The organism is Massilia sp. Soil_C_3, from assembly GCF_057657035.1.
Map to the genome: position 1 here is coordinate 399,788 of NZ_JBDGJG010000001.1, position 24,840 is coordinate 424,627.

At 66.3% G+C, this 24,840-nt stretch carries 25 protein-coding genes; 15 read left to right on the forward strand and 10 right to left on the reverse strand.

Translation table 11 applies throughout. From position 1 onward, the window contains the following. The first annotated feature begins 261 nt into the window (after positions 1-261). From xapA to AC3A6F_RS01855, 7 genes are all read left to right on the forward strand, one after another. Entirely contained in the window at positions 262-1,104 is an 843-nt protein-coding gene (gene xapA / locus AC3A6F_RS01825) for a xanthosine phosphorylase (protein WP_487678260.1), read from the forward strand. Between the two features lie 25 nt (positions 1,105-1,129). After that, positions 1,130-2,323 (forward strand): phosphopentomutase, encoded by a 1,194-nt coding sequence (locus AC3A6F_RS01830; protein WP_487678261.1) that lies wholly within the window; start codon positions 1,130-1,132, stop codon positions 2,321-2,323. Further along, entirely contained in the window at positions 2,320-3,276 is a 957-nt protein-coding gene (gene deoC, locus AC3A6F_RS01835) for a deoxyribose-phosphate aldolase (protein WP_487678262.1), read from the forward strand. The genes AC3A6F_RS01830 and deoC overlap by 4 nt, the downstream gene beginning before the upstream one ends. A 14-nt stretch (positions 3,277-3,290) precedes the next feature. Then, positions 3,291-5,669, forward strand: a complete 2,379-nt coding sequence (locus tag AC3A6F_RS01840) for an aldehyde dehydrogenase family protein (protein WP_487678263.1) — start codon at positions 3,291-3,293, stop codon at positions 5,667-5,669. Between the two features lie 139 nt (positions 5,670-5,808). After that, positions 5,809-7,131: a thymidine phosphorylase gene (deoA, locus tag AC3A6F_RS01845; RefSeq protein ID WP_487678264.1), complete on the forward strand. Its 1,323-nt coding sequence runs from the start codon at positions 5,809-5,811 to the stop codon at positions 7,129-7,131. 8 nt (positions 7,132-7,139) lie between these two features. After that, positions 7,140-7,544, forward strand: coding sequence for a cytidine deaminase (locus tag AC3A6F_RS01850; RefSeq protein WP_487678265.1), 405 nt, complete (start codon positions 7,140-7,142; stop codon positions 7,542-7,544). 76 nt (positions 7,545-7,620) lie between these two features. Beyond that, positions 7,621-7,947 carry a hypothetical protein gene (locus tag AC3A6F_RS01855; protein WP_487678266.1) on the forward strand — a complete coding sequence of 109 codons (327 nt, stop codon included), beginning with the start codon at positions 7,621-7,623 and terminating at the stop codon, positions 7,945-7,947. Between the two features lie 49 nt (positions 7,948-7,996). Here AC3A6F_RS01855 and AC3A6F_RS01860 read toward each other — a convergent pair whose 3' ends face one another. Together AC3A6F_RS01860 and AC3A6F_RS01865 are read right to left on the reverse strand one after the other, a co-directional pair. Continuing rightward, entirely contained in the window at positions 7,997-8,533 is a 537-nt protein-coding gene (locus tag AC3A6F_RS01860) for a DUF2058 domain-containing protein (RefSeq protein WP_487678267.1), read from the reverse strand. Between the two features lie 94 nt (positions 8,534-8,627). Beyond that, positions 8,628-9,035: a VOC family protein gene (locus AC3A6F_RS01865; RefSeq protein ID WP_487678268.1), complete on the reverse strand. Its 408-nt coding sequence runs from the start codon at positions 9,033-9,035 to the stop codon at positions 8,628-8,630. A 117-nt stretch (positions 9,036-9,152) separates the two neighbouring features. Between AC3A6F_RS01865 and AC3A6F_RS01870 the strand changes: the two genes are divergently transcribed. Beyond that, positions 9,153-9,848 carry a DUF2076 domain-containing protein gene (locus AC3A6F_RS01870; protein WP_487678269.1) on the forward strand — a complete coding sequence of 232 codons (696 nt, stop codon included), beginning with the start codon at positions 9,153-9,155 and terminating at the stop codon, positions 9,846-9,848. Here AC3A6F_RS01870 and chrA read toward each other — a convergent pair. Further along, on the reverse strand, positions 9,845-11,065 hold the full coding sequence (gene chrA, locus AC3A6F_RS01875) for a chromate efflux transporter (RefSeq protein ID WP_487678270.1): 1,221 nt from the start codon (positions 11,063-11,065) through the stop codon (positions 9,845-9,847). The two genes, AC3A6F_RS01870 and chrA, sit on opposite strands and share 4 nt — an antisense overlap. Before the next feature lie 84 nt (positions 11,066-11,149). Between chrA and AC3A6F_RS01880 the strand changes: the two genes are divergently transcribed. Further along, positions 11,150-11,692 carry a gamma carbonic anhydrase family protein gene (locus tag AC3A6F_RS01880; RefSeq protein ID WP_487678271.1) on the forward strand — a complete coding sequence of 181 codons (543 nt, stop codon included), beginning with the start codon at positions 11,150-11,152 and terminating at the stop codon, positions 11,690-11,692. Between the two features lie 6 nt (positions 11,693-11,698). On the opposite strand, the gene AC3A6F_RS01885 is transcribed toward AC3A6F_RS01880, so the two are convergent. The 5 genes from AC3A6F_RS01885 to AC3A6F_RS01905 all read right to left on the reverse strand — a co-directional run bounded on the left by AC3A6F_RS01885 (position 11,699) and on the right by AC3A6F_RS01905 (position 15,024). Beyond that, positions 11,699-12,487, reverse strand: coding sequence for a LytR/AlgR family response regulator transcription factor (locus tag AC3A6F_RS01885; protein ID WP_487678272.1), 789 nt, complete (start codon positions 12,485-12,487; stop codon positions 11,699-11,701). Beyond that, positions 12,487-13,383: a sensor histidine kinase gene (locus tag AC3A6F_RS01890; protein ID WP_487678273.1), complete on the reverse strand. Its 897-nt coding sequence runs from the start codon at positions 13,381-13,383 to the stop codon at positions 12,487-12,489. The genes AC3A6F_RS01885 and AC3A6F_RS01890 overlap by 1 nt, the downstream gene beginning before the upstream one ends. A gap of 4 nt (positions 13,384-13,387) precedes the next feature. Further along, positions 13,388-13,666, reverse strand: coding sequence for a hypothetical protein (locus AC3A6F_RS01895; RefSeq protein WP_487678274.1), 279 nt, complete (start codon positions 13,664-13,666; stop codon positions 13,388-13,390). A 156-nt stretch (positions 13,667-13,822) separates the two neighbouring features. After that, positions 13,823-14,431, reverse strand: coding sequence for a TonB family protein (locus AC3A6F_RS01900; protein WP_487678275.1), 609 nt, complete (start codon positions 14,429-14,431; stop codon positions 13,823-13,825). Between the two features lie 29 nt (positions 14,432-14,460). Continuing rightward, a complete protein-coding gene (locus AC3A6F_RS01905) occupies positions 14,461-15,024 on the reverse strand; it encodes a GNAT family N-acetyltransferase (RefSeq protein ID WP_123071651.1) in 564 nt (187 codons plus the stop codon). 213 nt (positions 15,025-15,237) lie between these two features. On the opposite strand from AC3A6F_RS01905, the gene aptA reads away from it, so the two are divergent. From aptA to AC3A6F_RS01925, 4 genes are read left to right on the forward strand one after another with little or no spacing between them, the layout of a single operon-like run. Next, positions 15,238-16,554, forward strand: a complete 1,317-nt coding sequence (gene aptA / locus AC3A6F_RS01910; RefSeq protein ID WP_487678276.1) for an omega-aminotransferase AptA — start codon at positions 15,238-15,240, stop codon at positions 16,552-16,554. A gap of 51 nt (positions 16,555-16,605) precedes the next feature. After that, the gene (locus AC3A6F_RS01915) at positions 16,606-17,583 is read left to right on the forward strand and encodes an FAD-dependent oxidoreductase (protein WP_487678277.1); all 978 of its coding nucleotides are present in this window, start codon (positions 16,606-16,608) and stop codon (positions 17,581-17,583) included. Positions 17,584-17,628: 45 nt separating this feature from the next. Beyond that, positions 17,629-18,438 (forward strand): helix-turn-helix transcriptional regulator, encoded by an 810-nt coding sequence (locus AC3A6F_RS01920; protein WP_487678278.1) that lies wholly within the window; start codon positions 17,629-17,631, stop codon positions 18,436-18,438. Positions 18,439-18,487: 49 nt separating this feature from the next. Next, positions 18,488-19,507, forward strand: coding sequence for a serine hydrolase domain-containing protein (locus AC3A6F_RS01925; RefSeq protein ID WP_487678279.1), 1,020 nt, complete (start codon positions 18,488-18,490; stop codon positions 19,505-19,507). Here the strand turns inward: AC3A6F_RS01925 and AC3A6F_RS01930 are convergent. Together AC3A6F_RS01930 and AC3A6F_RS01935 are read right to left on the reverse strand one after the other, a co-directional pair. Then, positions 19,470-21,245 (reverse strand): allantoate amidohydrolase, encoded by a 1,776-nt coding sequence (locus tag AC3A6F_RS01930; protein ID WP_487678280.1) that lies wholly within the window; start codon positions 21,243-21,245, stop codon positions 19,470-19,472. The two genes, AC3A6F_RS01925 and AC3A6F_RS01930, sit on opposite strands and share 38 nt — an antisense overlap. 13 nt (positions 21,246-21,258) lie before the next feature. Further along, entirely contained in the window at positions 21,259-22,197 is a 939-nt protein-coding gene (locus AC3A6F_RS01935) for a LysR family transcriptional regulator (protein WP_487678281.1), read from the reverse strand. A gap of 125 nt (positions 22,198-22,322) precedes the next feature. Between AC3A6F_RS01935 and AC3A6F_RS01940 the strand changes: the two genes are divergently transcribed. Both AC3A6F_RS01940 and AC3A6F_RS01945 read left to right on the forward strand, forming a co-directional pair. Beyond that, positions 22,323-23,567: a urate hydroxylase PuuD gene (locus tag AC3A6F_RS01940; protein ID WP_487678282.1), complete on the forward strand. Its 1,245-nt coding sequence runs from the start codon at positions 22,323-22,325 to the stop codon at positions 23,565-23,567. Next, positions 23,564-24,805 carry a M20/M25/M40 family metallo-hydrolase gene (locus AC3A6F_RS01945; protein ID WP_487678283.1) on the forward strand — a complete coding sequence of 414 codons (1,242 nt, stop codon included), beginning with the start codon at positions 23,564-23,566 and terminating at the stop codon, positions 24,803-24,805. The genes AC3A6F_RS01940 and AC3A6F_RS01945 overlap by 4 nt, the downstream gene beginning before the upstream one ends. The last annotated feature ends 35 nt before the right edge of the window (positions 24,806-24,840 follow it).

Consider the following 24,840-nt stretch of genomic DNA (forward strand, 5'->3'; position numbering starts at 1 on the left):
CAGGACAATTGTCTTACAATGCTAGACAATTGTTTAGAGCCTGTCAACGAATCTTTCTCCCAGTGTAAGCAGCTGTGCGGCGCTTCGCGTGATTTATCTATAAAAGATATAAATCGGGAAGAAAAAGTGTATTTGCCATACATATCGGCATTCATGCATAGTTATAATATCCAGTTGTCCAAATGCGCTGCACTCGCGCGCGTTGGGCACTTGCCTCTCTCATCCGCGACCCACATCACCCAGTTTTCAACAAGGAATATCATGTCCAGCAATACCCCATTCGAAGCCGCCGACATCATCCGCACCCGCAAGCCGGGTTTCGCCCCGCGTGTGGCGCTGATCCTCGGTTCCGGACTGGGCGTGCTGGCCGAACAACTGGTCGATGCGGTGTCGATCGGCTATGCCGACCTGCCGGGCTTCCCGATCTCCACCGTGCACGGCCACGCTGGCGAACTGGTGCTGGGCACCCTGGCCGGCGTGCCGGTCGCCTGCATGAAGGGCCGCGGTCACTTCTATGAAGGCTACGGCCCGGGCGTGATGACCTCGGCCATCCGCACGCTCAAGGAAATCGGTTGCGAACTGCTGTTCGTGACCAATGCGGCAGGCTCGCTGCGCGTGGAAGCCGACGCCGGTAGCCTGGTCGCGATCACCGACCACATCAACTTCCTGCCGGGCAGCCCGATGTCCGGCCCGAACGACGAACGCTTCGGCCCGCGCTTCTTCAGCATGTCCAACGCCTATGATGCCGAGACCCGCGAGCAGGTCAAGGCCGTCGCCGCGGAAAAGGGCATCGTCCTGCACGAAGGCGTGTACCTGGCCGCCGCCGGTCCGCACTTCGAGACCGTCGCCGAAATTCGCGCCTTTAAAACGCTGGGCGCCGATGTCGTGGGCATGTCGCTGATCCCGGAAGTGATCGCCGCGCGCCACTGCGGCCTGAAGGTCACCGCCGTCTCGGCCATCACCAACCTGGCCGAAGGCCTGTCGCCGTTCGCGCTGTCGCACGAGCAGACGCTGAAGTACGCGGCGATTGCGGCCAAGGATATGGTCACGCTGATCCACGCCTACATCGAACGCGTGGGCTCGACCCCACGCGCAGAAGCTTAACCAATCACATTGAAGAGCGAAGACCATGTCACGCGCATTCATCCTCCTGCTTGATTCCTTCGGCCTGGGCGCACTGCCCGACGCCGACAAATACGGCGACACGGGCGCCAACACCTTCGGCCACATCGCCGAGTGGGCGGCCAAAGAGGGCAAGCCGATGTCGCTGCCGAACCTCGAGAAGCTGGGCCTGGCCGCTGCTGCGCATAAAGCCAGCGGCGAATGGGCGCCCGGTTTCGACCTGCGCGACGGTTTTACTGGCGCCTGGGGCGTTGCCCGCGAACAGTCGACCGGCAAGGACACGCAGAGCGGCCATTGGGAAATTGCCGGTGTGCCGGTGCTGTTCGACTGGGGTTACTTCCCCAAGACCGTGCCGTCGTTTCCGCAAGAGCTGACCGACAAGCTGCAGGAATTGACCGGCGTGCCGGGCTGGCTGGGCAACTGCCACGCCTCGGGCACCACCGTCATCAATGAGCTGGGCGACGAGCACGTCGCCACGGGCAAGCCGATCCTGTACACCTCGGCCGACTCGGTGCTGCAGATTGCGGCGCACGAAGAACACTTCGGCCTGGAGCGCTTGTATGAAGTCTGCGAAGCCGCCTACGAGCTGGTCAAGCCCTACAATATCGGCCGCGTGATCGCGCGTCCTTTCGTGGGCGCCAACGGCGACTACAAGCGCACGTCGAACCGCCACGACTACGCCGTGCCGCCGATCGCGCCGACCCTGCTCGACCATGTGAAAGACGCGGGCGGCGAGATGATCGCACTGGGTAAAATCAGCGACATCTTCGCGGCGCAAGGCGTCACGCGCCTGGTCAAGGGCCCGGACAATATGGCGCTGTTCGACCGTCTGCTGGAAGTGGCGGACGAGGCAGGCGACAAGTCGCTCACTTTTGTGAACTTCGTCGACTTCGACATGCACTTCGGCCACCGCCGCGACGTCGCCGGCTATTCGAACGCGCTGCACGAGCTGGATGCGCGCCTGCCGGAATTCATGGCCAAGCTGAAGGACGGCGACCTGGTCGTGATCACCGCCGACCACGGCTGCGACCCGACCGCGCCCGGCTCGGACCACACCCGCGAGCACATCCCGATGATCTTCTTCGGCCCGAACGTGAAGGCGCAGGAACTGCCGACCGCCGACACCTTCTCGAGCATCGGCGCCACCCTGGCGCAACACCTCGGCGTCAAACCACTTTCGAACGGAACCGCACTGCTATGACCCAGCCCCTGGATTTCAAACGTAATGCCGGCATGGCGCTGGACCTGGGCCTGGTGGGCAGCGTCAAGGTCAACCGCAATGCGGCCGACCGCCGCGCCGCCAGCCTGGCGAACCGCCGCACGGTCAAGAAGGAATACCAGGCCGCCTGGCTGGTGCGGGCGATCGAATGCATCGACCTGACCACCCTCGGTGGCGACGACACCCCGGGCCGCGTCGAGCGCCTGTGCATGAAGGCGATGCGCCCGCTGCGCGCCGACCTGATGCAAGCCCTGGGCCTCGAGACGCTGACGACCGGCGCGGTCTGCGTGTACCACGAGATGATCACTCCGGCCGTCAAGGTGCTGAACGGCCGCCTGCCGATCGCCGCCGTCTCCACCGCATTCCCGGCCGGCCTGTCGAGCATGGAAACCAAGGTGCGCGAGATAGAATTGTCGGTGGCCGCCGGCGCGACCGAGATCGACATCGTCATCACCCGCCAGCACGTGTTGACCGGTAACTGGCAAGCGCTGTACGACGAGATGGTGGCCTACCGCCAGGCTTGCGGCGAAGCGCACGTCAAGGCGATCCTCGCCACCGGCGACCTGGTGACCCTGGAAAACGTGGCGAAGGCTTCTTGGGTCTGCATGATGGCCGGCGCGGACTTCATCAAGACCTCGACCGGTAAGGAAGGCGTCAACGCCACCATTCCGGTGTCGCTGGTGATGGTGCGCGCGATTCGCGACTACTACGAGCTGACGGGCTTCCAGGTCGGCTACAAGCCGGCCGGCGGCGTGTCGAGCGCCAAGGCGGCGCTGCAATACCTGACCGTGATGAAGGAAGAACTGGGCAACGACTGGCTGCAGCCGCACCTGTTCCGCATCGGCGCTTCCAGCCTGCTGACCGACATCGAGCGCCAGCTGGAGCACTACGTGACCGGCAACTACTCGGCCGCCCATCGCCACGCGCAACCTTAATACCGGACTTCGTCATGCCAACAATCAAAGAGATTCTTAACACCATGGATTACGGTCCTGCACCAGAGAGTACCAAGGAAGCGCTCGCGTGGCTGGACCAGCATGGTCGCCGTTTCGGGCTGTTCATCGACAACGCCTGGTCGGACGCCGCAGAGACCTTCGCCACCAATAACCCTGCCGACGGCAGCGAGTTGGCGCAGGTGACGCAGGCAACCGATGACGACGTCGAACGCGCCGTCGCCGCCGCACGCCGCGCCCAGCCGGGCTGGGTCGCGCTCGGCGGCCATGGCCGCGCAAAGATCATGTACGCTTTGTCGCGCCTGCTGCAAAAGCATGCGCGCCTGTTCGCGGTGCTAGAAACGCTGGATAACGGCAAGACCATCCGCGAAACCCGCGACGCCGACCTGCCGCTGGCCGCGCGCCACTTTTACCATCACGCCGGCTGGGCGCAATTGCAGTCGGAAGAATTCGCCGACTACCGCGCCGTGGGCGTGGTGGGCCAGATCGTGCCGTGGAACTTCCCGCTCCTGATGCTGGCGTGGAAGATCGCGCCGGCGCTGGCTGCCGGTAACACGGTCGTGTTCAAGCCGGCCGAGTACACGCCGTTGACCGCCTTGCTGTTCGCCGAGATCTGCCAGCGCGCCGGCGTTCCGGCCGGCGTCGTCAATATCGTGACCGGCGACGGCCGCGTGGGCGAAGCGATCGTGAACCACCCTGGCATCGACAAGATCGCTTTCACCGGCTCGACCGAAGTCGGCCGCCTGATCCGCAAGGCCACCGCCGGCAGCGGCAAGAAGCTGTCGCTGGAGTTGGGCGGCAAGTCGCCGTTCATCGTCTTTGACGATGCGGACCTAGATGCGGCGGTCGAAGGCCTGGTCGATTCGATCTGGTTCAACCAGGGGCAGGTGTGCTGTGCCGGTTCGCGCCTCCTGGTGCAGGAATCGGTCTATGAGCGCTTCATCGGTAAAGTGAAGGCGCGCATGCAGAACCTGCGCGTCGGCTCGCCGCTGGATAAATCGAACGATATCGGCGCGCTGGTCGATCCGGTGCAGCAGCAGCGCATCCACGGCCTCGTGGAATCGGCGCGCGCCGAGGGTTGCGAGGTGTGGCAGCCGAACGTGGAACTGGCGACCACCGGTTCGTGGTATCTGCCGACCCTGATCACGGGCGCGTCGACATCAAACGCCGTGGCCCAGGCCGAAATCTTCGGCCCAGTCCTGGTGGCGATGAGCTTCCGCACCCCGGCCGAGGCGGTGCAGCTCGCGAACAATACCGTGTATGGCCTGGCGGCCTGCGTGTGGAGCGAGTCGATCAGCCTGGCGCTGGACGTGGTCCCGCAGATCAAGGCCGGCGTGGTGTGGATCAACACCGCCAACCAGTTCGATGCGGCTTGCGGCTTCGGCGGCTACAAGGAATCGGGCTATGGCCGCGAAGGCGGCAAAGAGGGCATGTACGAGTACCTGACGCCGCTGGCCGAAGATGCGCGTCCATCGGCGCCGGTCGTGGCCGACAAAGCCAAGGCCAAGCCGGCGCAGGAAGACAGCCCGTTCGCGGTCGACCGCACCGCCAAGCTGTACATCGGCGGCAAGCAGGCCCGCCCTGACGGCGCCTACAGCCGCGCCATCAACGGCGCCAACGGCGACTTCCTGGCGGACATCGGCGAAGGCAGCCGCAAGGACATCCGCAACGCGGTGGAAGCGGCGCACAAGGCTGCCGGCTGGACCAAGGCCACCGCGCACAACCGCGCGCAGGTGCTGTACTACATCGCCGAGAACCTGGCGATCCGCGCCGACGAATTTGCGCAGCGCATCGCGCAGCAGACCGGTTCGAAGGATGCGGCGCGCGAAGTGGCGGCCTCGATCGAGCGCCTGTTCTACTGGGCGGCGTGGGCCGACAAGTACGACGGCGCGGCGCACCAGCCGCCGATGCACGGCATCACCGTGGCGCTCAATGAGCCGGTCGGCGTGATCGGCATCGTGTGCCCGAACGAGAACCCGCTGCTGGGCTTCATCTCGCTGGTGGCGCCGGCGCTGGCGCTGGGCAACCGGGTGGTGGCGGTGCCGTCGGAGCAGCATCCGTTATCAAGCATCGACCTGTACCAGGTGCTGGATACCTCGGACCTGCCGGGCGGCGCGCTCAATATCGTCACCGGTTCGGCCGACGAGCTGGCGCGCACGCTGGCCACGCATGGCGATATCGATGCGGTGTGGCGTCATGACGGTTCGAAGGAAGGCTGCGCCGAAGTCGAGCGTTTGTCGGCCGAATCGCTCAAGCGCACCTGGACCGGCGGCGCGAAGGGCCGCGACTGGTTCGATCCGAAGCAGGCCTGCGGCCGCACGGTGCTGCAGCATGCGAGCCAGGTCAAGAATGTCTGGATTCCGTACGGCGTGTAATTAAACAGCCCGGAACCTCAAAACCCCGTCATTCCCGCGCAGGCGGGAATCTAAGTTGTTCGCTCTGTGCTAGCGTACTTGGATTCCCGCCTTCGCGGGAATGACGTTTTGAAGCTAACATTTGATAGAAACGTTCACTATGTTCCTCCCCCAAGAAATCGTCCGCAAAAAGCGCGACGGTGGCGTCCTTTCCGCCGAAGAGATCGGGTTCTTCGTGCGCGGCATCCCTGACGGCAGCGTCACCGAAGGCCAGATCGCGGCGTTCGCGATGGCGGTCTACTTCAATGACATGACGATGGACGAACGCGTTGCCTTCACCCTGGCGATGCGCGATTCGGGCCAGGTCATGGAATGGAAATCCCTGAACCTGCCCGGTCCGGTGGTCGACAAGCATTCGACCGGCGGCGTCGGCGACGTGGTTTCGCTGATGCTGGGGCCGATGATCGCCGCCTGCGGCGGCTTCGTGCCGATGATCTCGGGCCGCGGCCTGGGCCACACCGGCGGCACGCTCGATAAATTCGATTCGATCCCGGGCTACAGCACGGTGCCGGAACCGGAAAAATTCCGCCAGGTGGTGCAGGACGTGGGCGTGGCCATCATCGGTCAGACCGCCCAGCTGGCGCCGGCCGACAAGCGTTTCTACAGCATCCGCGACACCACGGCGACCGTGGAGTCGGTGGCCATGATCACCGGCTCGATCCTGTCCAAGAAGCTGTCGGCGGGCCTGGACGCGCTGGTGATGGACGTGAAGGTCGGCAGCGGCGCCTTCATGCCGACGCCGCAAAAATCGCTGGAGCTGGCTGAATCGATCGTCAACGTCGGCAACGGCGCCGGCACCCGCACCTCGGCCATCCTGACCGGCATGAACGAATCGCTGTGCCACGCCGCCGGCAATGCCGTCGAGGTGCGCGTCGCGATCGACTACCTGAGCGGCAAGTCGCGCCCCGCGCGCCTGCACGAGGTGACGATGGCGCTGTGCGCCGAGATGCTCGTCATCTCGGGCCTGGCGTCGAGCGAGCAGGAAGCGCGCGCGAAGCTGCAGGCAGCCCTCGATTCGGGCGAAGCCGCCGAGCGTTTTGCACGCATGGTCAGCGCCCTGGGCGGCCCGGCCGACCTGATGGACAAGCCCGACGCACACCTGGAGACGGCGCCGGTCATCGTGCCCGCGCCTGCGCTGCAGGCCGGCTATGCGAGCGCGGTCGATACCCGCGAACTGGGCCTGGCCGTGGTTGCGCTGGGCGGTGGCCGCGTGCGTCCGCAGGATGCGATCGACTTCGCCGTCGGCCTGACCGGGCTGGTGGAACTGGGCGACGCGATCGCCGTCGGCCAGCCGCTGGCGATGGTGCATGCGCGCACCCAGGAAGCAGCCGGGCAGGCCGTCCGCCAAGTGCAGGCCGCCTACCGTATCGCGTCTGAAAAGCCGGCCGTCGAGCCGATGATCCACCGCACCGTCCGTCCCTGAGCCAGAACATGAAATACGCGAAACTGATCGATGAAGCGCGCGCCGCGCGCGAGCTGGCCTATGCCCCCTACTCGAAGTTCAAGGTGGGCGCCGCGCTGGAGTGCAGGGATGGCCGCATCTTCCGCGGCTGTAATGTGGAGAACGCCGCCTACGGCCTGTGCAACTGCGCCGAGCGTACCGCCTTGTTCAGCGCCATCGCCAGCGGCTACCAGCCGGGCGATTTCGCGGCCCTGGCCGTGATCGGCCAGACCGAGGGCCCGATCGCGCCCTGCGGCGCCTGCCGCCAGGTGATCCTGGAGCTGGGTGGCAACGAACTGCCGGTGGTGCTGACCAACCTGGACGGCGACATATTCGAGACCACCGCGGCGGCGCAGTTGCCGAATGCCTTCGGGGGCCGTGACCTGGGACATTGAACAGGCCTTGTGATCCGCGATTCGGTCACCATCATGATGACATCCTTATATGCTTAACCTGGAATTGGAGGTAGTCATGAAGAAAGTCATCGTGCTGTTGAGTGGTGTGATCATCGCGGCGAGCGCCGCGGCCCAGGCGGACAAGACGGGTTCGAACACCGCCCAGGCTGAAAGGACGGGAACCGTCGAGCGGCAGATCCCGGCCAATACCGAGCGCGACAAGCGGAAGAATCCTGCGGCAGAAGGGCCGGAAAGCGCGAACATCGTCGACCCTGACTTCCAGGGCAGCAGCAAGCAGGAGACGACCGCATCCGGCCTGGGGCAGCCGAAGAAGGACGGTGAGCGGTCTTCGAAGAAGACCGGTTCGGACGTGCAGGACGTGGAAAACAAGAAGAAGCAGTAAACCTTCATCCCGGCAGCCCCATCGACATCTTCATTGGGGCTGCCTCTGATTACCACATCAGATCGTCCGGAATCTTGTAATCCGCGTACGGATCGTCTTCTTCCACTTCCTGCACCTTCTTCTTGACCTGGACCACGATCGAGGCGTCGCGCTGAGCAATCTTTTCACCGATCACGCGCGGCACCAGCTCGAAGCTGCCATTCATGTGGACGATCACCAGGCGTCCCGCCACCAGGTGCTCGACGATCTGCGACGTCACGTGGATGCGCTCGATCTTGGTGCCGAAGGTAAAGTTGTAGGGCACGTCGCCCTTGCCCTTTGATTGCTTGTTCTGCTGCACCAGCTGGGCGATCTGCGCCAGGATGGCTTTCTGGGCGGCAGCAGCGTCGCGCTGGGCGTTCAGTTCGCGCGCCCGTTCGGCATTCTGGCGCTGCAGCTCGAGCGCCGCTTCGCGCGATTGATTGACCTTTTCCACACCGGTGCGCAACACTTCCTTGTGTTGCTTGCTCTTGTCCTGGTTGACCTGCTTGACCTTCTTCTTGTCGACCAGGCCGGCTTTCAGTAACTGCTCTTGCAGCGAGACCATGTTGTGCTTCCTTGAAATGATGAATGCCGCTCGCGCCAAATAGCGAGCGGCGACCGGTCGCTAGCATAGCAAACTAGCAGTCCATGGGCGAGCATCAGGCCTGCCAGGGATTATATGTGCCGACCTGCCACACATGGCCTTCCGGGTCCCGGCACGCAAAGGCCCGGCCACCCTGGGGCACGTCGTCGATCTGCATGATGATCGTCGCGCCGCTCTCCACCACACGCGAATAGACGTCGTCAGCGTTGTCGACGTGAATCCAGATGGTCTGGGTCTGCAGGCCGCCGGACTGCTCTGGCGTTGTCAGCAGTTGACCATAAGAATCGTATGCGTGGCTACCGATCATGACCATGCCATCACCGAGGGTGAGTTCGGCGTGGCTGATCTCTGCATTCTTGCCAGGTATCACCAGTCGTTTTTCGAAACCTAGATTTCTGCAGAGCCATTCCATGATTGCGGACGTATCGCGATAGCGCAGGCAGGGCACAACGGTCGAGCTCATTGCAATCTCCGGTGAGGTGGCAGACCTCCGATGGTAGCGCAGGTGGAGTTGGCGCTTGAAATTTGGATAACTGATCCACAACATAAGGGATAGCCATTCTTCAAACAGGAGCCCGTTATGAATCCGTCAGACGAAAAAACCTTGCAGGACTTCCTCGGCCAACTCGTCCAGGCCAGGGGCGTCACCAAGGACCCCGATGCCGATGCGCTGATCCAGCGTGCCGTGGCCCAGCAGCCGGACGCCGCCTACCTGCTGGTGCAGCGCGCGCTGCTGGTCGAACAGGCGCTGGGTAATGCCAAGGCGCGCATCGCCGAACTGGAGAACCAGAGCGGCAAAGGTGGTGGGGGCTTCCTCGACGCCAATCAATGGGGCAACTCCGCGCATGGCCAGCCATCGAATCCCGTCCCGGGCGTCAAGCAGGGCGCTTACCAGCAAAACGGACCGACCGGCTCCGCACCGCAGGCCCAGCCGGCGAAAAGCGGCGGCTTCCTGGGTGGCGCTGGCGGCAGCATGCTGGGCACGGTGGCAGCCACGGCGGCCGGCGTGGCCGCCGGCAGCTTCCTGTTCCACGGCATCGGCAACCTGCTGGGCAATGACGGGCAGGGCGCCTCGAACAATCTGCTGGCGGACAATGCGGCCGACGGCAGCGCGGCCGAGGCGGCGGGGGGCGGGGCGTTGGCGGACCAGGCCGGCATCGGCGCGATCGACGAACCGGGCGGCGGCGCCGACGACAGCTTGGCTGACAACAACAACGACGATAGCCTGGGCGGTTTCTTCGACGGGGACGGTTCCGACGAGGGATTGTTCGGCTAAGCGCTTGCCAGCATGACGCCTGCCGCCGCCGACAGGATCACGACGATCCACGACGGCGCTTTCCAGACCACCAGCAGCAGGAAGCCGGCCAGCGCAATGCCGGCATCGCGCGCGTCGAACACGGCGCCGGTCCACACCGGATCGGCCAGCGCTGCGGCCAGGATGCCGACCACGGCGGCGTTCGCGCCCATCATCGCGTGGCGCGCGGCGGCGTGACGGCGCAGGCGGTCCCAGAACGGCAGCGTCCCGTAGACGAGCAGCAGGCCAGGCAGGAACAGCGCCAGCAGGGCGATCATGGCGCCTGCGAACGCGCCTGCCGTCATGCCGGCCTGGGCGCCGAGGAAGGCCGCTAACGCGAACAGGGGCCCGGGCAGCGCCTGGGCGAGTCCGTAGCCGGCCAGGAAGGTCTCGTTCGGGATCCAGCCGCTGACGACTGTCTCGGCCTGCAGCAGAGGCAGCACGACGTGTCCGCCGCCAAAGACCAGCGCGCCGGAGCGATAGAAGGCGTCGAACAGCGCCAGCGGGGGATATGCCGTCAGGGCGGCCGACATCGGCAGCCCGAGCAGCAGAACGCCGAACAGCACGAGCGCCGCGATGCCGGCACGGCGGCTCATCGGCATGGACAGTTCCGCGCCGGGCTGCGCGACCGGACCCCGGCACAGCCAATATCCGGCGCCGGCGCCTGCGGCGATGGCGGCCAGTTGCCCGGCCGGCCCGCCGGCCAGGACCACGATCGCAATGGCGGCGAGCGCGATCGCGATGCGCCGGCTGTCCGGTGTGAGGGTGCGCGCCATGCCCCACACCGCCTGCGCCACCACGGCCACCGCCACCAGCTTGAGGCCGTGCATGATGCCCTGCGCCGCCGGTCCGGCAAGGACCGCTGCGCCGAGCGCGAACGCGAACATCAGCAGCGCCGAAGGCAGCGTAAAGCCGATCCAGGCCGCCAGTCCGCCGGGCAGCCCGCCGCCGCGCAGGACGCCGAGCGCAAAGCCGACCTGGCTCGACGCCGGCCCGGGCAGGAACTGGCACAGCGCCACCAGGTCGCCGTAGCGCGCGTCGTCGAGCCACTGGCGGCGCAGGACGAACTCGTTGCGAAAGTAAGCCAGATGGGCGATCGGACCGCCGAACGAGGTCAGGCCGAGCGTCAGGAAGATCCGGAAGATGGACCACGCGGAAGAGACAGGGGAGGCGGCGATGGTGGTGGACTCGGGCGGCATGGGCGGACCGTGGGCAGGAGCGGCCCAGCATAGCAGCAAACGATGTCGCATCCATGACGCGGCCGGAGTAAGATGGCGGCCATCATGCCAATCGCTCCCTACCTTGACGCCGTCCCGCAACTCGCCGGCGGCGTCTACCTCCACCCTTCGGCCCAGGTCATCGGCAACGTGCGCATCGGCGCCGATTCCTCGATCTGGTGCAACGCCGTGCTGCGCGGCGACGTCAACGACATCGTCATCGGCAGCTGCACCAACATCCAGGACCTGACGATGGGCCACGTGGCCCACCGCACGCCGCACAAGCCACAGGGCTCGCCCCTGGTCATCGGCGACTATGTCACGGTCGGCCATTCGGTCATCCTGCACGGCTGCCGCATCGGCAACGATTGCCTGGTCGGCATGGGCAGCATCGTGATGGACGATGTGGTGGTCGAAGACCTGGTGATCCTGGGCGCCGGCAGCCTGGTCCCGTCGGGCAAGCGGCTGGAAAGCGGATTCCTGTACATGGGCCGGCCGGCCGAGAAGGTGCGTCCGCTGACGGATGCCGAAAAGACCTGGCTGCGCTACTCGGCCGAGCACTACGTGCGCGTCAAGGACAATTACCTGAATACGCCGGCGCAGCCCTGAGAGGCTTCACATCTGCTGGAACAGCGCGCCGTGGTTGCGGCTTACTTCCAGCTCTTCCGGGTAGCCGCGCAGGCTGAGCATCTGGCGTCCGCGCAGGTCGCGCCGCACCTCCGCGATCGCGTCCACGCGCACCAGGGTCGAGCGGTGGATGCGCCAGAACTCGTCCGGGTCCAGCTCTTCTTCCAGTTCCTTGAGCGTCTTGCGGATCAGGTGCTGGGCGGTGGCGGTCTGCACCCGCGTGTACTTGTCGTCCGACTGGAAGAACAGCACTTCGCGCGTACTCACCATGCGCAGGCTGTTGCCTGACTGGGCCTGGATCCAGCGCATGTAGGCCGGCCTGGCGGCGGTCGCTCCGTTCTGCACCAGTAACTGGTCGCCGAGCTGCGCCAGGCGGGCCAGTTGCGCGCCGATGTCCTGCGGCGTGTGCTCCAGCTGGCGGCGCAGGCGCGCCACCGTGGTTTCCAGGCGCGCCAGGGTGACGGGCTTGAGCAGGTAGTCGATGGCGCCCTGCTCGAAGGCCTCGACCGCATACTGGTCGTAGGCCGTGGCGAACACGATGTGGCAGCGCTCGTACATCTGGCGCGCGGCATCGATGCCGCCCATGCCCGGCATGCGGATGTCGAGGAAGGCGATGTCGGGCTTGTGCTCGAGCGCCAGCGCCACCGCTTCGGCGCCGTTGGCCGCTTCGGCCACGATGCGCAGCTCGGGCCAGGCCTCGTGCAGGCGCGCGCGCAGCTGGTCGCGCATCAAAGCTTCGTCGTCGGCGATCAGGGCCGTCGGCTGTGGGTGCGCCATCAGCCGTCTTCCGTCATGCGATAGGGCAGGCGGATCGACACGCAGGCGCCGCCGCCGGGCAGGGCTTCGATCGCGAGTTCGGCATCCTTGCCATACAACAGCGCCAGCCGCTCGCGGATATTGGCCAGGCCGACGCCGCTGCCGGCATGCAGGTTGAAGCCGACACCGTCGTCGCACACGTCGACGCACAGGGTGGCGCCTTCGACCCGCGCGCGCACCGTGATCGTGCCGCCGGCCACCTTCGGTTCCAGGCCGTGCTTGATCGCGTTCTCGATCAGCGTCTGCAGCATCATCGGCGGGAACGGCGAGCTGCCGAGGAAGTCGGGCACCTCGAAGCGCACCGCCAGCCTTTCCTTCATGCGCGCCTGCATGATCGACAGGTAGGCGCGCGACAGCTCGACCTGCTTGCCCAATGTGCCACCGGCGCCTTTGGTGTTGCGCATCTGCGGCAGCGAGGCACGCAGGTATTCGATCAGGTGGCCGTGCACGCGCGCCGCTTCCTTCGGATCGGTCTCGATCAGCTGGCCGATCAGGGCCAGCGTGTTGAACAGGAAGTGCGGCTCGACCTGGGCCTGGAGCGTGGCCATCTGCGCCTCGGTCAGGCGCCGCTCGAGATTCGCGACGTCGGCCTTGGTCGAGGCGTCGCGCGCCAGCAGCTCGGCGCGGCGCTTGCCGCCGGCCAGCACCTTGACCCCGAACGAGATCAGGATGAACCAGATCGCCGGTTCCGTCAGCTTGACGAACATGCCGGTGACGAACACCAGGAACCAGACCAGGTAGAGCTGGCGCCACTCGATCAGGGCGAGCCAGTCGAAGAAGCGCCACCACAGCACGCCCGCTTCGCGGAAAGCGTCGCGGACGAAGTCGAGTGCGCGGTTGATCTGGGCGGCGGCCATGGTTTTACTCTTGCGTGTAGTGCTTGATGCGGCGCGGCTCGCGGCCGAAGATGGCGATGGCGAGGAATTTCAGCAGCAGCAGGCCGACGAACAGCGCCAGCACGATCGGCACGATGGTGATCAGGGCCGCCAGCACGATCGCGACCACCAGCAGCACTGGCCACGGCATGCGGCGCAGCGAACGGGCGCTGGATTTCGCCAGGCGCCAGGTAGTGCGGCCAGCAACTTCCATATTATGCAGGATCGATTGGAAGCGACTGGTGGTCGTATGAATGGTTTTCATGCGTGCAAGTCCTTTCTAACAATGATGACCCTACTGTAGGGATGCACCCATGTTACGCCAAGAGCGATCCGATAAACGGGGCGAATCCGGGGACGAGCGGTCGTGAGGGCGGATGAACGGGGGCGCTTTCGGCCCCATCCTTGGCGGTAAATACGCCTATTGCTCGATCAGCTTGAGCGCTTCTTGCCGCATCACGTCGAGCATGCCGGCCTCGGGCGTGCGCGCGCAGGCCGCCACCGTGGCGTTCAGGACCGGTTCCATGGCCGGGAAGGCCTGGCGCGCCGAGCCTTCGCGGTGCATGCTGTAGATCAGCGTGCCGATGCTTTCATAGGTCACTGGCAACTCGCGCAGGCTGCGTTCCGGGAAGGTGGCGGCCTGCCAGGCGGCATCGACGTTGAAATCGGCGCAGCTCTTGGTGGCGATGGTGGTGCTGTGGTCTTTCTTGAACTTGAAGATCACCAGGCCGCTGCGGTGCGCGCCGCTGGCGGGGATGTCCAGCCGTCTGGCCATGGCCAGCGCCAGCGCATCGAGTTCGGCCGAGCGTGAAGAGTCGCGCACCGCGATCACCCCTTTGCGGCCCTTGTCGTCGAGGGCCAGTTCGACCGTCACATTGCCCTGCACGCCGCGCTGCGAGAGCGCCGCTGGGTAGCCGGCGTCGGTCGCATAAATCATGATCTCGCGCCAGGTCGGCAGCGTGGCCTGGGCCGCCGCCGATTGCGGCGCCATGGCCAGCAGGGACAGCGCCAGGCTCAAACATGCTGCCATCGCCTTCATCGTACGATTCCGTCTTGCCATCAGTGGGCCGTCCTGTCGTTCCAGTAGTCGCGCAGCAGGCCGTAAAAGACGGTGTCGGCGTACTCGCCGTGCACCAGCCAGCGCTGCGGCATGAAACCCTCCTTGCGAAAGCCCAGTTTTTCGAGCAGGCGGCCGGAGGCTTCGTTGCGCGGATCGATGTCGGCCTCGACCCGGTTCAGGTCGACCTCGCGAAAGCCATGGTCCAGCGCGGCCCGCAGCGCTTCGAAGGCATAGCCCTTGCCCCAGTGCGCGCTGCCCAGCGCGTAGCCGAGTTCGCAGCGCTTGTTCTGGTTGAAGAAGTGGTGCAGGCCCACGGTGCCGATCAGTTCGCGGCTCGCGGCGAGTTCGATCGCAAAGCGCAGCTCGGTCTCGTCGCGGTAGGCCTCCTGCGCGCGGGCGATGGCCGCTTCGGCGAAGGAGATATCGGTCCACGACTCGGTGCTCCAGTAGCGCACCACGGCCGGGTCGGAAAAGATGGTGTACAGGGCCGGCGCGTCGCTCGCGGCCAGCGGGCGCAGCACCAGGCGTTCGGTGGTCAGGACAGGGGTGATATAAGTCGACATGGTTCGCATTGCCAGTGTGATAAGCGCTAGCATACCACTGCAGTGACGCCTGTAGACAAGGCTGCGACCGACCGGATTTTCCTGGCGCTGACACGATGCGCCATGCATGTTTTTTGCGGCTGCGCATTCCGCCAACCGTGTGCCTGTTGCAAGTCTCGTCATTCTTGTTCAAACTTCAATGCTTCAGAGCGCCATCGAGACGGGGAGCGCATCATGTATGAGTCCAGGCCTGCCGCGATGTCATCCTTCTGGATGCCATTCACCAATAACCGTGACTTCAAGCGCGATCCGCGCCTGCTCGTCTCCGCCAAAGGGATGTATTACCGCGACGTCGATGGCCGCGAGCTGCTCGACGGCGCCGCCGGCCTGTGGTGCGTGCCCTGCGGCCACGGCCAGCCGAAGATCGCCGAAGCCATCGCCGCCATGGCCGGCCAGCTCGACTACGCACCCACGTTCCAGATGGGCCACCCGGCCGCCTTCGAACTGGCCGAACGCCTGATGGAGTTCAGCGGCCACCGCTTCGGCCACGTGTTCTATACGGGCTCGGGATCGGAAGCGGTCGACACCGCGCTCAAAATCGCGCTGGCCTACCACCGCGCGCGCGGGGAGGGTGGACGCACGCGCCTGATCGGCCGCGAGCGCGGCTACCATGGCGTGGGCTTCGGCGGCATCTCGGTCGGCGGCATCGGCGCCAACCGCAAGCATTTCGGGCCCCTGCTGCCGGGCGTCGACCACCTGCGCCACACGCATGACCAGGAGCGCAATGCCTACGCGCGCGGCGAGCCCGAACACGGCGTCGAACTGGCCGACGACCTCGAACGCATGGTGGCGCTGCACGACCCGTCGACCATCGCGGCGGTGATCGTGGAGCCGGTATCCGGCTCCACCGGCGTGCTGATTCCCCCCAAGGGCTATCTCAAGCGCCTGCGCGAGATCTGCGACCGCCACGGCATCCTCCTGATCTTCGACGAAGTCATCACCGGCTTCGGTCGCCTGACGACGCCATTCGCCGGCGACTGGTTCGGCGTCGAGCCCGACCTGATGGCCACGGCCAAGGGCATCACCAATGGCGCGGTGCCGATGGGCGCGGTGTTCAGCAAGGCGTTCATCCATGACGCCTTCATGGAAGGACCGGCCGGGATCGAGCTGTTCCACGGCTATACCTATTCCGGCCACCCGCTGGCCTGCGCCGCCGCGCTGGCCACGCTGGACGTGTTCCGCGAACAGGGGGTGCTGGAGAACGCGGCGCGCATGCAGCCGTATTTCGAGGAAGCGCTGCAATCCTTGCGCGGCCTGCCGCACGTGATCGACCTGCGCTCGATCGGCATCATCGCCGCCATCGAGCTGGCGCCGATCGCAGGCCAGCCCGGCGCGCGCGGCTATGCGGCGCTCAAGCAGGCCTTCGCCGACGGGCTGCTCATTCGCATCACGGGCGACATCATCGCGCTGTCGCCGCCGCTGGTACTGGAAAAAAAACACGTCGACGAATTGTTCGGCAAGCTGGCCAAGGTCTTGACGCAACTGACCTGAAAAATACCCGAGAGGGCGCACCACGCCCCGCCTGAGAAGAAAGAGAGACCGATGACCGCCACCACCGACGCCCTGGACCTGTCCGCATCCGAAGAATCTTCCCTCCTGTCCGAAGCGGCGCCGCCGACCGGCAAGCAGGTGGCCGTGGTCGGCGCCGGCATGGCCGGCATGGCCTGCGCCATCCGGCTGGCGCTGCTCGGCAATGGCGTCGTGCTGTACGAAGCGCGTTCGCGCGAGCGCATGGGTGAAACTGCGTCGGCGAGCGCCTCCGAACACGCGCTGTTCGAGCGCCTGGTGGCGCAGGGCCGCATCCGCTGCGAACACGGCCGCAAGCTGGGCGTCGACCTCGAGCTGGCCGACCTGCACCTGTGGCACGACGCGATCTTCCTCGGCGTCGGCCTGGCGGCCAGCCGCGTGCTGGCGCTGTCTGGCAGCGATCCGGCCGGCCTGGTCGATGCCGGCCGCCGGCTCGCTGCCGTGTATGCGCTGGACGACCTGCTGGCGCTGCCGGTGCCGCAGCGCGCGATCGTGATCGGCGCCAGCCGCGGCGCTGTCGGCATGGCGGCGCGCCTGAAGCAGCTGGGCGCCCAGGACGTCACCCTGGCGCTGCGCCACGCCCTGGCGCCCGACGGCCGCGAAGAAGAAGTCGCGCGCGCCTGCTTCGTGCGGGTGCGCGGCTGGGTTGCGCCGCTCGAGGTGCTGCGCGACGAACGCGGCGCGGTCGGGTCGGTGCGCTTCGAGCAGACCCGCCTCTTGGGCGACCGCGTGGTCGATACCGGCGGCTTCACCGAGATCGCCGCCCACGCCGTGTTCAAGGCGGTGGGCCGCGCCGCCGGGCCGGAACTGGACCCATCGGTGCGCCAGCAGTCGCGCGATGGCGACCGGATCGAGGTCGATGGGTGCTTTCGTACCGCGCTGCCGGGCATTTATGCCGGCGGCGACTGCGTAGCGCCGCACCTGGAATCGACGCAGGCGCGCCGCCACGGCCTGCAGGCGGCGCAGGCGATCCATGCCGACTTGCAGGCCTGAGGTTTCACGTTGACGGTGCGCTTCCGCCCTGGACAATTCTATGGCGTGCGGCATGACCGCACCCAGGGCGGAATCTTCGAACTCGGTGTGCTGGAGGCCACCGCGCCGGAGCACGACGTCCACCTGCACCTGCACGAGGAAGCGCATTTCGTGCTGGTGCTGGCCGGGACTTATATCTCGAGCGCCCATGGCGCGCCGAGCCTGGCGCCGGCGCCGGCGCTGGTCTACAACCCGCCCGGCACCGTGCACCGCGACCGCTTCCTGGGCGGAAAGGGGCGCTTCATGACGATCTCGATCGAACCGGCGCGCCTCGACGCCGGTGACGCGCTGCGCCGCATCCCCACCTGCGCCAGCTATCTGCAGCATGCCGCCTGCCTGCGCACCGCATTCTCGCTTGCCCGCAGCATGCAGGGCCGGCCCGATTCCTTCCTGCTCGAAGCCGGCGTGTGGGAGCTGCTGGCCCATACCGACACGCGGCCAGGCACGGCGGTGCGCCAGCCGCCCCCGTGGATGCGCCACGCCTATGGGGCCGTGATGGATGGCGCCGTCGACCCCGGCCTGTCGGTCGCCGACGTGGCGGCCAGCAGCGGTGTGCATCCGGTGCACCTGGCGCGCGTGTTCCGCGAGCTGTTCGGCTGTTCGCCCGGCGAGTTGCTGCGCTGGCGCCGCATCGAGCGCGCCTGCGCCATGCTGCGTACGCAGGGTCGCAGCGTGGCCGAGATTGCGCTGGACGCCGGCTTCGTCGACCAGAGCCATATGAGCCATGCCTTCCGTCAGCGCTTCGGCATGCCTCCGGGCGCCTGGCGCCGCCGGATGTTTGATGGATACAAGACGGCGCCACCGACGCCCGACTAGACTGGCCATTTCATGACGAGGAGGGTGCATGTTTAGATATGCGATAGCCATGGCTTTCCTGCTTGCGGCAGGCAGCGCCGGCGCCGCGAGCTTCGATACGGTCACCAGCGAGATCAAGGCTGGCAACTTCAAGCAGATCACCAGCGTGCTGGTGGCGCGCCACGGCAAGGTGCTCTACGAGCAGTATTTCGACGCCGAAGGCGCGCAAGGATTGCGCAATACGCGCTCGGTAACCAAGACCGTGGGCGGCATGCTAGTCGGGGCAGCCGTCGAGCGCAAGCTGCTCGCGGTCGATGCGCCGGTCATGCCCTTCTTCAAGGACAAGATGCCTGTCGTGCATCCCGATCCGCGCAAGGACCGCATTACGGTCGAAGACCTGCTCACCATGAGCTCCATCGTCGAGTGCGACGATTTCAATGAGTTCTCGCGCGGGCACGAAGAGCGCATGTACCTGATCGAGGACTGGAGCCGCTTCTACCTCGACCTGCCGGTGCGCGGCTTCCCGGAATGGACGCCGCCGCCCGACAAGCAGCCCTATGGCCGCGCCTTCAGCTATTGCACCGCGGGCACGGCCCTGATCGCACCGCTGCTGGAGCGCGCGACGGGACGCAGCGTGCAGGACTTCGCCGACGAGGTGCTGTTCAAGCCGCTCGGCATCGCGCCGGTCAAGTGGCAAGTGCAGCCTTCGGGGGCGGCGATGACTGGCGGGAGCCTGAGCCTGCGCAGCCGCGACCTGTGGAAGCTGGGCCAGCTCTACCTGAATGGCGGCAAGTGGGCCGGCAAGCAGGTGCTGCCGCAGGCCTGGATCGAGCGCTCGATCAAGCCGCATGCCCAGGTGCGCGAGGGCGTCGACTACGGCTATCTGTGGTGGCTGCAGCCGTTCACCGTGGGCGACCGGAAGGTGGCCACCTATGCGATGTCGGGCATGGGCGGCAACAAGGTCTATGTGCTGCCGGAATGGCACACGGTGGTGGTCATCACCACCACCAACTTCCGTGTGCCGGGGCCGCATCCGCTGACGGAGAAGCTGCTTACGTCGCTGATCCTGCCGGCGCTGCCGCCCGAGTAAAGTCGCGCAGGAAGTCGAGCAACACCGCGTCAGCGACATCGGCGTCGTCGGCGGTCATGGTCTCGAGCGGATTGTGGCTGATGCCGCCGTTGCCGCAGCGGACGAACAGCATCGCGACCTCGGTCAGCTGCGCCATGCGCATCGCGTCATGGCCGGCGCCGGAGGGTAGTTCGAAGGACGGCAGGCCGGCGTTTTCGACCGCAGCACGCAGCTGGTTTATCAGCCGCGGCGCGCAGGGCACGGCATCGATCTCGAGCAGCTTCCACAGTTTTTCCTGGATGCCGCGCCGCGCGCAGATGGCACTGATGCCGGCCAGGATGTCATCCACCGCCGCCAGCCGGGTTGCGTCGTCGGCGGCGCGGATGTCGAGCGACAGGCGGCAGGCGCCGGGCACCACGTTGACCGAGCCGGCCGGCACCTCCAGCTGCCCGACCGTGCCCACCAGCGATGCCGGTCCGCTGCAACGGCGTTCCACCAGCAGCACGATCTCGGCGGCGGCGGCCGCCGCATCGCGCCGCATGCCCATCGGCGTGGTGCCGGCGTGGCTGGCCACGCCCTTCAGTTCGACCAGGTAGCGCGAGCTGCCCGCGATCGCGCTCACCACGCCCAGCGGCAGGCCGCGCTCGAGCAGCACTGGTCCCTGCTCGATATGCACCTCGACGAAGCCGAGCACCTCGGTGGGATCGCGCGCGATGGCAGGGATGGCGGCCGGATCGTGGCCGGCGGCGGCCAGTGCGTCGCGCAGATGAACGCCGTCGGCGTCGCGCGCATCGAGCAGGGCCGGGTCGAAGCCGCCGGCCACCGCGCTGCTGCCGAGGAAGGTGCTGCGATAGCGCACCCCTTCTTCTTCGGCGAAGGCAATCACTTCGAGGTCATAGGGCAGGCGCTCGCCGCGCTCATGCAGCCGGCCGACCAGCGCGATGGGCAGCAGGATGCCGAGCCGGCCGTCGTACTTGCCGCCATTGCGCACGGTGTCGTAGTGAGAGCCGGTGATCAGGGTCTTGGCGCCCGGCCGCGCGGCGGCGTAACGGCCGACCACGTTGCCGACGGCGTCGATGTGGACCGCCATGCCCGCCTCGCGCATCCAGCCGGCGATGGTCGCGGCGGTGCGCTGGTGGGCCGGCGTCATGTAGGCGCAGGTCAGGTCCGCGTCGCTGTCGCTGATGGCGCCGAGGGTTTCGCACCAGTCCATCACGGTGACGCCGATCAAGGGCACGATGCCCAGCAGGGCATTGAGCCGCATCTCGGCGATGCGGTGCACCTGGCGCAGCGCTTCGCGTAGCTCGTCATCAAGCGTGTTATCGAGGCGGCGTACGAAGGTGTCGATGATGGCTTGCCGTGCCAGGCCGCGTCCCGTCGGGCCTTTGACGGCCAGGATGAAGGGAAAGCCGAAACGCTCGTTGTACTGGGCGTTGAGCGCGTGCAGCCGGGCGTATTCGTCGGGTGTGCAGCGATCGAGGCCCGAGCTGGCCTGTTCGCCGGTCGATTCAAGCGTCAGCTCGCCGGCGATGGCGGCCTTGCCGGCCAGCTCGGGGTGGGCGCGCAGCAGGGACAGCCGTTCTGCGTCGCTCGCGCCGTCGACCGCCGCCTGCAAGGCCAGCTTAAGCGCCGCCAGGGTCGAAAAAGGGCGGGCCGCGGCGGCGCGTTGCGCGATCCAGGGTGAGTGCTCGTAGATGCCATGCAGCGCATTGGTGAAAGCGTCGGCGTCGAGTTCGTTCAGCTCCTGGATCGTCGGCATCGTCTATTCCTGGCTATTCTTGATTGAGGGCCCTGGCCGCGCTGCTTACCTGGTCGCGCAGCCATTTGTGTTCGGTCGACTGGTGCACGCGCTGGTGCCACAGCTGGTAGAAGCGCATCGGCGGAAACTTGACCGGCACCGTGAAGCTCTTGAGCGGCAGCGTCTTTTCGAAGGCGCGGATGAACTGGCGGCCGGTCGTCAGCACCAGGTCGCTCTGGGTCAACATATAGGGAATCACGCCGAAATAGGGCGACTCGACCGCCACCCGGCGCTGCAGGCCGTGGCGCTCGAGCCAGGCGTCGATCACGCCGTGGTAGCCCGGCAGCATCTGAGTCGGGGCCACGTGGGGCAGGTCGAGGTAATCCTCGAGCGTCATCGCGTCCGGCGCCGTGCGCCTGGCGTAGGGGCTGTCGGCGCGCATGGTGCAGATGATCGGGTCCTCGAACAGCTTGGACATGTGCAGGTGAGGCGGCGGCTCGTCCCAGTTGGCGATGACCAGGTCCATGTCGCCGTCGGACATCATGCGCAGGTAGTCCAGGCCGGGGCCGAGCGCGTGGATGACCACCTTGCTGCCGGGCGAGCCGCGCCGCAGCAGCGCCACCACGTTCGGCAGGAAGCGCGCGTCGAGATAGTCGGGGGCGGCGATGTGGAAGGTGCGCGTCGCCTGCTCGGGCACGAACGGCGCCTTGCGCACGAACAGGCTCTCGGCTTCGTCGAGGATGCGCTTGGCCGGTTTCAACAGGCTCTCGCCATGCTGGGTCGGCACCATGCCGCGCGCGCCGCGCACCAGCAGCGGGTCGCCGGTGAGCTCACGGAGTTTACGTAGCGAGGCCGAGATCGAGGGCTGCGGCTGGTTCAGCTTGAGCGCTACACGCGAGACGTTCTTCTCCACCAGCAGCAGGTAGAGGATGCGGATCAGGTGCAGGTCGAGGTTGCGGGGCAGGCTGGACATCGCAGGGCGAAACGTATATCAAGGTGGATATGTTGAATATACGCTAAATTTCATGTCGCAGAAATTGGAATCAGCGTATCGTCGATCCATCTCAGCTGCACCGCGTTCATTCTCAAGGGAAGCCCATGTTCGACACCGGATACCTGGCGCCATATGCTTTGGAGTGGTTCAACCTGCTGCTGCGCTGGCTGCACATCATCACCGGCATCGCCTGGATCGGCGCTTCCTTTTACTTTGTCTGGCTCGACAACACGATCAAGCCGCCGGCGCCCGGCTCGGACCTGGAGCGCAAGGGCGTGTCCGGCGAACTGTGGGCGGTGCACGGCGGCGGCTTCTACAACCCGCAGAAATACCTGGTGGCGCCCGCCGAGCTGCCGCCGGAGCTGCACTGGTTCAAGTGGGAAGCCTATTCCACCTGGCTCTCGGGCTTTGCGCTGCTGGTGGTCGTCTATTACCTGAACGCAAAGGCGATGATGGTCGACCGCGGCGTGGCCGACCTGACGAGCTGGCAGGCGGTCGGCATCGGCATCGGCAGCCTGGTGGTCGGCTGGATCGTCTACGACCTCTTGTGCCGGTCGAAGCTTGTCCAGCACCAGCTGGCGTTCGGCGCCACCATCTGGCTGCTGCTGGTCGGCAGCAGCTGGGTGCTCACCCACCTGCTCAGCGGCCGCGCCGCCTACCTGCACGTGGGCGCGATGATCGGCACCATCATGGTGGCCAATGTGGCGATGCTGATCATTCCCGGCCAGCGCAAGATGGTGAACGCCATGCTGACGGGCGAGAAGCCCGATCCGAGCCACGGCATCAAGGCCAAGCAGCGCAGTGTCCACAACAATTATTTCACCTTGCCGGTGCTGTTCATCATGATCAGCAACCACTATGCGATGACCTACAACCATCCGCATGCCTGGGCCGTGCTGGGCGCGATCATGCTGGCAGGAGTGCTGATCCGCCACTTCTTCAACCTGCGCCACAAGGGCCGCATCGAATGGCGGTATCCGGCCGCGGGCGTGGCCCTGCTGCTGGCACTGGCGGTCATGCTGGCGCCGGCGCCGCGCGCTAGCGCCGATCCGGCGGCGGCCGCCGGTATCGACGCCGCCGCGCGCTTCGCCGCGGTGCGCACGATCATGGACCAGCGCTGCGTGTCCTGCCACGCGCAGCAGCCGACGCAAGCCGGTTTCGCGGCGGCGCCGGGCGGCGTGATGCTCCACACGCCGGAGCTGGTGAGCCAGCATGCGGCCCGCATCTACCAGCAGACGGTGCAACTGAAGGCCATGCCGCTGGCGAATCTCACCCATATGACCGATGCCGAGCGCGCCCAGGTGGGGGCATGGTTCGAAGCCGGCGCTGGCACAGGAAAGGCTCCATGAACAATCCCTTGCACGACCGCGTCACGGGCTGGATCGACGCGCACTTCGACGAACAGGTCGCCTTCTTGCAGGAGGTGGTGCGGATTCCGACCGATACGCCGCCGGGCAATAACGCGCCGCATGCCGAGGCGGTTGCGGACATGCTGGAGGCCGCCGGCTGGCTGGTCGAGCGCCATGCGGTGCCGGAGCAGGACGTGCGCGATCACGGCCTGGAGAGCATCACCAACCTGATCGTGCGCCGCCCGTACGGCGCCGGCGGCCCCACGCTGGCGCTGAACGCCCATGGCGACGTGGTGCCGCCCGGCGAAGGCTGGACCCGGCCGCCATATGGTGCCGTGATCGAGGACGGCTATCTGTACGGGCGCGCGGCGGCGGTCTCGAAAAGCGACTTCGCCACCTATGTGTTCGCGACCCGCGCGCTGGAAGCGCTGGGAGTGCCGCTATCGGGCGCGGTCGAACTGCACTTCACCTACGACGAGGAAGTCGGCGGCCTGCTGGGGCCGGGCAGGCTGCTGGCCCAGGGCCTGACGCGGCCCGACTACGTGATCGCCGCCGGCTTCGGTTACGGCATCGTCACCGCCCATAATGCCTGCCTGCAGCTGGAAGTGACCGTGCACGGCAGGGCGGGGCATGGCGCGATGCCGGAGACGGCGGTCGACGCCCTGCAGGCCGCGACGAAGGTACTGAATGCGATCTATGGCGAACTGCCCGAGCTGAAGAAGATCCGCAGCAGTGTGCCCGGCATCGGTTCGCCGACCATGATCGTCGGCCGCATCGACGGCGGGACGAATACCAATGTGGTGCCGGGGAAGGTCGTGCTGCGCATGGACCGGCGCATGATCCCGGAAGAAGACCCGGCGACGGTGGAGGCACAGGTGCGCGCCCTGATCGAGGAAGCGGTGCGTGGTTTGCCCGGCATCCGCCTCGAGATCCGGCGCCTGCTGCTGTCGCAGGCGCTGCGGCCTTTGCCTGGCGTCTCGACACTGGTGGAAAGCCTGCAGCGTCATGGCCGCGTCGTCATGGGCGAGGAGATTCCCGCGCACGGCACGCCACTGTATGCCGATGCGCGGCTGTACGGCGAACATGGCATCCCGGCGGTGCTGTATGGCGCCGGGCCGCGCACGGTGGAAGAGTCGAATGCCAAGAAGGCCGACGAGCGTTTGCTGCTGGAGGATTTGCGCAAGGCGACCAAGGTGGTGGCCTTGACCTTGCTGGATTTTCTCGGTCCGCGGCCCTGAAACACCGCTGGCCCGAATCTATTGCTGGCCCAAAA